The organism is Pseudobutyrivibrio ruminis (assembly GCF_015057245.1).
GTDB lineage: Bacteria > Bacillota > Clostridia > Lachnospirales > Lachnospiraceae > Pseudobutyrivibrio > Pseudobutyrivibrio ruminis_E.
On record NZ_SVET01000031.1, the window covers coordinates 1 to 7,020 of the forward strand.

At 35.1% G+C, this 7,020-nt stretch carries 12 protein-coding genes and 1 pseudogene; all 13 read right to left on the reverse strand.

Features of this window, described 5'->3' with window-relative positions; genetic code table 11:
- Positions 1-302: TfoX/Sxy family protein (locus tag E7274_RS14200; RefSeq protein WP_304176860.1), on the reverse strand; the 302-nt coding region annotated here is incomplete at its 3' end.
- A gap of 29 nt (positions 303-331) precedes the next feature.
- Entirely contained in the window at positions 332-715 is a 384-nt protein-coding gene (locus E7274_RS14205) for a flavodoxin family protein (protein ID WP_330598854.1), read from the reverse strand.
- A 22-nt stretch (positions 716-737) separates the two neighbouring features.
- Complete coding sequence (locus E7274_RS14210) at positions 738-866, reverse strand: hypothetical protein (protein ID WP_304176885.1); 129 nt, start codon at positions 864-866, stop codon at positions 738-740.
- Complete coding sequence (locus E7274_RS14215) at positions 838-1,527, reverse strand: Type 1 glutamine amidotransferase-like domain-containing protein (RefSeq protein ID WP_304176863.1); 690 nt, start codon at positions 1,525-1,527, stop codon at positions 838-840. Before E7274_RS14215 ends, E7274_RS14210 begins: the two co-directional genes overlap by 29 nt.
- A gap of 137 nt (positions 1,528-1,664) precedes the next feature.
- Positions 1,665-2,464 (reverse strand): annotated as a pseudogene (locus E7274_RS14220) (MBL fold metallo-hydrolase).
- A 202-nt stretch (positions 2,465-2,666) separates the two neighbouring features.
- Positions 2,667-3,536 (reverse strand): NAD-dependent epimerase/dehydratase family protein, encoded by an 870-nt coding sequence (locus E7274_RS14225; RefSeq protein WP_304176866.1) that lies wholly within the window; start codon positions 3,534-3,536, stop codon positions 2,667-2,669.
- Positions 3,533-4,045 (reverse strand): NUDIX domain-containing protein, encoded by a 513-nt coding sequence (locus E7274_RS14230; protein ID WP_304176868.1) that lies wholly within the window; start codon positions 4,043-4,045, stop codon positions 3,533-3,535. The genes E7274_RS14225 and E7274_RS14230 overlap by 4 nt, the downstream gene beginning before the upstream one ends.
- Positions 4,046-4,321: 276 nt before the next feature.
- Complete coding sequence (locus E7274_RS14235) at positions 4,322-4,756, reverse strand: type II toxin-antitoxin system RelE/ParE family toxin (protein WP_304176870.1); 435 nt, start codon at positions 4,754-4,756, stop codon at positions 4,322-4,324.
- Positions 4,746-5,006 carry a type II toxin-antitoxin system Phd/YefM family antitoxin gene (locus E7274_RS14240; protein ID WP_304176873.1) on the reverse strand — a complete coding sequence of 87 codons (261 nt, stop codon included), beginning with the start codon at positions 5,004-5,006 and terminating at the stop codon, positions 4,746-4,748. Before E7274_RS14240 ends, E7274_RS14235 begins: the two co-directional genes overlap by 11 nt.
- Positions 5,007-5,088: 82 nt before the next feature.
- Positions 5,089-5,301 (reverse strand): hypothetical protein, encoded by a 213-nt coding sequence (locus tag E7274_RS14245; RefSeq protein ID WP_090551304.1) that lies wholly within the window; start codon positions 5,299-5,301, stop codon positions 5,089-5,091.
- Positions 5,302-5,480: 179 nt separating this feature from the next.
- Positions 5,481-5,966, reverse strand: coding sequence for a GNAT family N-acetyltransferase (locus tag E7274_RS14250; RefSeq protein WP_304176876.1), 486 nt, complete (start codon positions 5,964-5,966; stop codon positions 5,481-5,483).
- 89 nt (positions 5,967-6,055) lie between these two features.
- Complete coding sequence (locus E7274_RS14395; RefSeq protein WP_304176882.1) at positions 6,056-6,271, reverse strand: aspartate dehydrogenase; 216 nt, start codon at positions 6,269-6,271, stop codon at positions 6,056-6,058.
- A 428-nt stretch (positions 6,272-6,699) separates the two neighbouring features.
- The coding region (locus E7274_RS14260) for a hypothetical protein (protein ID WP_304176879.1) at positions 6,700-7,020 on the reverse strand (321 nt) is incomplete at its 5' end.

The window sequence follows — 7,020 nt, forward strand, 5'->3', positions numbered from 1 at the left end:
TTTGGAGCAGGCAATTCATCAACCATAGAATTCAAAAGCTTATTCAAGAAATCTTTGTTATCTATGTCATCAACCAAAAGCATTTCCTTGGCTCCCTCATAGGGGGGTTCATATTGAGCGTTAGGCATCATTTGTTTTGCGGATTTAGTTGGTTTAACAAGAAATCTATCATCATAGATTCCGCCAATAATCTTACCCTGATAATAAATGATATATTCCCCCATCATTGCCTTATATGAAATCTCATCAAGTGATGATAGCTGGTCTAAAATGAATTCCAAATAATCTTTAGTTGAAGACATTTAAAACCTCCTTTTCAACAAACTGCGATTTATGCGACTGTCATCTCTCCTCTATCTTTCAAACAAACAGCCCATGTTGCATGCGGTTCATGGGTATTACACCAGGGCGTACATCGATCAATGAATGCCTTGAACTGTCCCGGTACATCCGCCCAATAAGACGGTGACACAGAGACAATCACATCCGCATCATCATACTCATGTATGATTTCTTCGACGACTGCCGCATCATTCATGACACACTTTGCCGTGTCGTGACACGAACGACAGCCTATACAAAAAGCAAACGCATAGTCATCGATACAAATACTTTTTACACTGTACTTTACTGATAACTGGTCCGATACCAGCTTAACTATTTCCGCAGTTGCGCCTGTCCGAACAGGGCTACAATTGATAACAAGTGCGTTCATCCTTCCCCCTAATAAACCAAATCTATAATTTCTTTGCTTCTGCGTAACGTTCCTTGCCCCACCAGTTCGGCATCAATTCCATCAAGGTGATGGTCTCTCTTATTTCATAATCAACCATGATTTCATACAATACCACCATCACTGATAACAAAATGCTCTCCCATTAATTCTTCCTTACCATCTTCAGAATATAGATAGCTTCCGTCAGGGATTGCAATAAAAGTATGCCCCATGCTATCCGGATACGTAATATCTTCAAAAAGTCTTTTACCATCTAAGCAACTGTCTTTTGTATCTTGATAATGAGGAAGCAGCTTGGTTTTTGTAAGCCCCAATCCAGGAATGAAACGCACATAATTAGGATCTAATGATTCGCCATCTAGTTCCGGCTGTGCATAAACTTCTTCCGCGCTATTCATACTTCCGGCGCTGATTCCGAAAATCACACCATCAAAATCCTCCAAGAGTTCCTTTAACCTTATCTCACCAAAGAATCGATTTTGTGTTGGAACGTGGCCTCCTCCCAAGATAATAAAATTGCTACTCTTTACCAACTTCGCAGCATCGTTTTGATTTCGTCTATCTAAAACTGTATAAGACTCAAACTCCATTCCTGAAAGCTCTGCCGTGTATTTTATTCCAAATGAAAAAGCATCTGTTTCATCATAATCATCCGGTGAAGCAGTTATAAAAAGCCCCTTATTATACTTATGCATGGCCTTCTGCATTCGGCTGACAAATTCGTTTTCAGTATTAAAAGGAAGTCCCCGTCCTGTGAAAGGGCTGCTTGTTAAAAATAGAATTTTGCTCATAAATACATCTCCATAAATCCGAATTTATTTTTCATCAAAAAAATCTATTTCTCCAATATTGCATTTCATCGATATGTGATGTATACCTTTTACCATTTTTGTCCTCTCCTTGGTTGATGTTTTCGACAAATACCGATTTACAACTCAATCACTTCTAAATCATTTGGCACAAAAAGATTTCCGTTATAATACAAAGAACCTTCTTCTATATACCGTTGTTTTCTATTTGCTATATTTTTATCTTCCGTATGATATAGCAGCATATTCTTTATATTCAACTTCTCAGCCAGCTCACAGGCATCCTTTACCGTAGAGTGATGCTTCTCATATGGATCAAAAATATCTCGCTCAGAATACAAACAAAAAGCCTCATGTAGAAGCCACTCACTATCCCTGGCATATTTCTCTTCACAGTCTGTATATGGTTCGTCTCCACAACAAGTAAGCTTCTTACCATCTCCCATATCCATGCAAAAACAAACTGATTAGCCTTTGTTGATTGAATATCAAAAAATGTTGTAGCATGACCTATGATATCTATTGTTTCACCATCATGTACTTCTACTAAATGAAGTCTATCACCGATAAATCTGGTCTCTTTCTTAAGTAAAAGCTTGTCTGCCATTTCCTTAATAATCTCTAGAACTTCCTTATGTGAATAAATATAAGCTTCACCCTTATAGTCATCATGATTCATAAACTGGCAAATCATTCGGACCATCCAAATGATTCCTATAAGATGATCAACATGCTTATGTGTCACAAAAATATGACGCATATCCATCCAGTTAAATCCCGCATGCTTTAATTGACGGAGAACAGCGCTGCCACCTCCACCATCTACCATAAAGTATTTTCCCTCGTCTTCAATAACAAAACAGGTATTATAGCACTCTGTAACAAGCGCATTACCTGTACCTAACATTGTTAATCTCAATTATATTCACCTCGTAAAACTACGATTTATCAATGCCTTTATTTTAGTTGATTTACCAGCCTAAAGAAAGCTTTAATTACCATATTTCCAAAATTTGTTTAATAGAATTAGATATTATTTTTCCGTTCCTGTCAACAAAAAAAGGCTACCACATTTTTAGCAGTAACCTTTATAAAATCAGGGTATTTAGGATTTTTTGCATTTACCTCTGGAAGTGACGATAATTTGAATTTATCAATTCATAAATCCAATCATTAATACTTGAAAAAGAAAATCCTGTATCTCTCGCGTTGGTAGTATCATAGGATGTATTCGCTAAGGCACCGTTATATGGAGCTACGTCCCCAAAATCATCTAATATCGCTTTTCTATTTGTTTGCTTTTCTATGAATTCTACAATGTTTTTCGTAGAAATCATTCCCTTTGAGCTCCCATTTATGGCTCCAGTCACAGTTGTGTTTACCAAATGAGCTATGAAATATCCAGCTTCTTTTTCATGAATGAATTCCATGCCAAAGTCTAAATCATCAATAAACATTGCTTCAGAATTCAAAATGTGTTTTATGTAGAATTTCAAACGCCCAGTATAATCATTTTCTCCCATTACAATAGGATATCTTACAAATACACACTGCGAAGGATTTAAAAACTCTAGTGTTGCCCTTTCAGCTTGACGTTTACCTTCTGCATAGTCATCGTTTCTGTTCATCCAGATTAGGTTATGATGACCTGGATCAAACTCTGATTCTTTAATATTTTCCTTATCTTTTGAATAAACTGAACAGGAAGACATCTGAATATATTTCTTACAAGATACGTTGCTCAAAAGATTCCTTACGTCATTGGAACAATAGGCAATCTTGTCAATTATGACATCAAATTCTTTATCTGCTAATGCATCTCTCACACTGTTGTAATCTGAGCGATTCATAATAATTTGTTTCGTTGATTCTTTAAACGGATTATCCGATAGACCACGAGTTGCAATTGTCACATTATGTCCATCTGCAATTAATTTTTCTACCATTGGAATACCAAAAAATCTAGTTCCACCTACTACTAATACATTCATAATTTTGCCCCTATAAATGTCTTTTCATACTCTTTTAGTGCTGTATATTCACGTTTGTATAATCCATAAACAGCAATGTCCTTATCATGATAATCTTCATATTTACTGAATATTTCTATGGCTTGCTGCTGTGGTATCCACACCCTTGTATAACCTGCAAGTTTTTCTGCTTCTGTAAGATATTGACAACCGGTATCTTCAATCAGTTCACAGATGAAATAGTGGTTAATGTGCCTCCACACATCGAATAACTCTTCTATATCAAGATATTCGCTCACTGCTTTTGTACTGTATCCGGTCTCCTCCAGCATTTCACGCTCGCAGCATTCTGCATAGGTTTCAGTTCCCTCTACGCCGCCACCCGGAATAATATATAGCCCGCTTTCATGCTCATGACACAAAAGGATTTCCCCTTCTCTGATAAGTATCCCTCTACATGCGTGGCGAAGCATTTCTATATGTCCAAGGTAGTCATCGTTTATCAACAGCACTTTATTTGGAGTTTCCATGGTTACCTCCTATTTTTCGAATTTTGTACCATTTATAATGGATATTAGTTTAACAGTTTCATGGAGAATACTTCTAGTTTCAGACATAATAAAAAGCTGCCCCATCGGCAGCCTTTTGGGGAGAATGATATATGAAAAAGTTTTATTATCGCTCTTGCGATGGTTATATATTAGTCTCCCTATGCGTCTTTATGATGGAAGTTATGTGAAATGTAAATGAAATCTAATCAGTTGGCCAAGCATCACCTATGTATTTCAATTTATAATATGCCATTCTTATAGTCCAAGCTTCTTCTCTATATCATCAGCTGAGATTGTACCTTCATCTTTGATTGATATTTTAGCTTCATTTAATTTAGTCAGAAGTTGAAGTGTTCCGTTTAGTGATCCCCATAACTGTTGAATTTTATCAACGTAATTTTCTAAATCATGATAGATACCTAATATATATACTGTTTCATCATCATACTTATAAATTATCTTGTAATTCATGCCGTGTAAAACCGCCTCATGATAGGTTAAGGCTGCTAAAAATGGGTCATCACTAACTGGATATATACCAGGATTATCTTCTATTTCATCATAAATCTTTTCAACCTCATCTAATAGATGGGAAGATGCTTGCTCATTTTTTAATTTTCGCAATATATAATTGACGCAGTTTTCAAGAAGCTTATCCATCTCATCGGTAACAATCAAATTATAAGCCATATTTGCTCCTTAGCTTACCTAGAGATTCTCTTGCGTCATGTGTTTTTCCCTCGGCTATTTGTTTTTCAGAAGAAAGTAAACTTTGATACATTTTTAAAGCATCTGAAACACCTTGAAATGTTTCCATGCTCATTAAAACCATGTCACCGTATCCATTTTTTGTAACATAAATTGGCTCATCTACACTATGAGCTAGTTCTGATACTTCTGATGTATTTTTTAAATCTTTAATTGGTATTATCTGCGGCATAGTTACACCTCCACTATATTATGGGATAATTATACCATAATAAGTATATTTTGAATATAGTCACAATCTTGTCATATAAATTTTATTTAAAAAGGCCTCCTGCAATATCCTTGATTTCTTTCATATCAATCTTACCGTCAGCTAGGGCTTCTTTAACCTTTTTAACATCAGCCTCATCGACCTTTACACCAGCTTTGTCTAATAGTTCTTTTGCCTGTTTAACATCTGCAGACTTAAGCTTGTCTAAAAGATCCTTGTTACCTGCTACCTTAGTAATAATATCCTTAACATCCATTTCAAAACCCCCTTTTGTAAATGATTTTATAGTTCATATTCTACATGAGTTTTTGTATACACGAAAGGTACAATATGTGCAAACTACTATACTCTCAAGTCCTGGAATATTACCATTCAGTTCTTCAAGCTTTGTCTTAATGTTTGTCTTAATAGCCCCTAAGTTTGGTCCCAAGCACTCTACTCTTTAGATAATTCTTTTAGATAGAATCTATTCATTGAGCTATGAACGACTTCTTTAGGCCGTTCAATTAGCTTATATCCACATTTTTCATATACATGAATCGCTGTCTTCAAATTTGTATGAGTCTCAAGATACATCCGCTTATAGCCTTTATTTATAGCAGTTTCTTCTACTAATTCTATAAGTTTATAAGATAATCCGTAGCCTTTAGCAGCATCGGTTAGATAAAGCTTTTGTAGCTCGGCCGTATCATCCATAAAATCAAGTTCTGCCAATCCTATTCCACCAATAATGTTGTTATCATCATCAAGCACAATAAAGTATGCTCTTTGGGGAGATGCCAGATAAAAATCACTGAGATGATTTAGGTTATCGTCAAAGTATACTGTTCCAGGAATATCCAGGTTATGACTTTTAAGATTATCTCTGATTATTTCAGCTAGTATCGAGTTATCATTTGGTTCGAGTAATCTGTAATGCATTTTAAAACCTCATTCCACACTTAGGGCAAAAATCAAAGTCTTTGCGACCATCAGTAATTCCCATAATAAAAAACATATCTATTCTTCCTTTAGTAAATCTTTTCTATTTCTTCTTTAATATCATACATTGCCTTAAATGCAGCCAAATCATCTTGGCTTTTTATAAGCATTATTTCCTCAAAAGAACCTGTGGCTATATCCTTAAAGCCAGCCATCTGCTCACCTGTGCATATGCTAGCTTTAATAATAGGCTTCTTTGTGGTTTTATCATATCTAACGAAATCTTTATATCTAAAATATTTTATTAGCAACGAAATATCTATTGTCCATAGAGATAAAATAAAAATAATAATATCCAAAATGAGAAATAATATGCCTTTGCTATCATTCAAGTATTTATAATACCCAAGAGTTAGAAAAACCATAATTGGTATAAAAGGAATCAAAAATAAAAGATTTAAAGGGTTCCAGAATATTTCAGCTGGATTGTAATCACTATATACTACTATTGTTTTTCCAAATTTATTACATATATATTTTTCAGATCCTTTGTATTTTTTCTTTCTAGGACCTTTTTTTGGAGGCATTTTTTTCCAGTTAGCCCCTTCTTTAGCCATTGAGATTATTTTGTCTGCTTGATTTAATCCTTGAATTGACACTTTATTCTCCTTGTTGAACGATAGTCACATTGAATATCAATCAGATGTAAGATTGATCGGTACTTTATTCCGCCTTAGCAATTAATTTTTGTGAATATGAGTGGTGTAAAAAATATAACACCAAAATACATAATAACGTTTTGCATAAAAGCCGCCATCCATGCAATTGGTATGATTGAAGAAACTCCCGCAGCTATTATCGCCATTAGAAAATATAGAAGAATTGCTGTCACAACTCTGATAATCCTACGTCCGAATGTCAAATTCTCCGTGCTAAATGCAATATATTTTTCTTCCAGTATCCAGGCCGCAAAAAAACCTATAGCCAAACCAGCCTTACTGGCAAATGATGATATTGAGCGCAAAGGATCATACAAAGCATTTCCGGAAGCATC

Bases quoted from the DNA above. Each gene is read 5' to 3' on its own strand.
- E7274_RS14215 (WP_304176863.1), bottom strand. From the start codon at position 1,527: ATGAGCAAAATTCTATTTTTAACAAGCAGCCCTTTCACAGGACGGGGA.
- E7274_RS14205 (WP_330598854.1), bottom strand. From the start codon at position 715: ATGAACGCACTTGTTATCAATTGTAGCCCTGTTCGGACAGGCGCAACT.
- E7274_RS14245 (WP_090551304.1), bottom strand. From the start codon at position 5,301: ATGGATGTTAAGGATATTATTACTAAGGTAGCAGGTAACAAGGATCTT.
- E7274_RS14235 (WP_304176870.1), bottom strand. From the start codon at position 4,756: ATGGCTTATAATTTGATTGTTACCGATGAGATGGATAAGCTTCTTGAA.
- E7274_RS14225 (WP_304176866.1), bottom strand. From the start codon at position 3,536: ATGAATGTATTAGTAGTAGGTGGAACTAGATTTTTTGGTATTCCAATG.
- E7274_RS14230 (WP_304176868.1), bottom strand. From the start codon at position 4,045: ATGGAAACTCCAAATAAAGTGCTGTTGATAAACGATGACTACCTTGGA.
- E7274_RS14240 (WP_304176873.1), bottom strand. From the start codon at position 5,006: ATGCCGCAGATAATACCAATTAAAGATTTAAAAAATACATCAGAAGTA.
- E7274_RS14250 (WP_304176876.1), bottom strand. From the start codon at position 5,966: ATGCATTACAGATTACTCGAACCAAATGATAACTCGATACTAGCTGAA.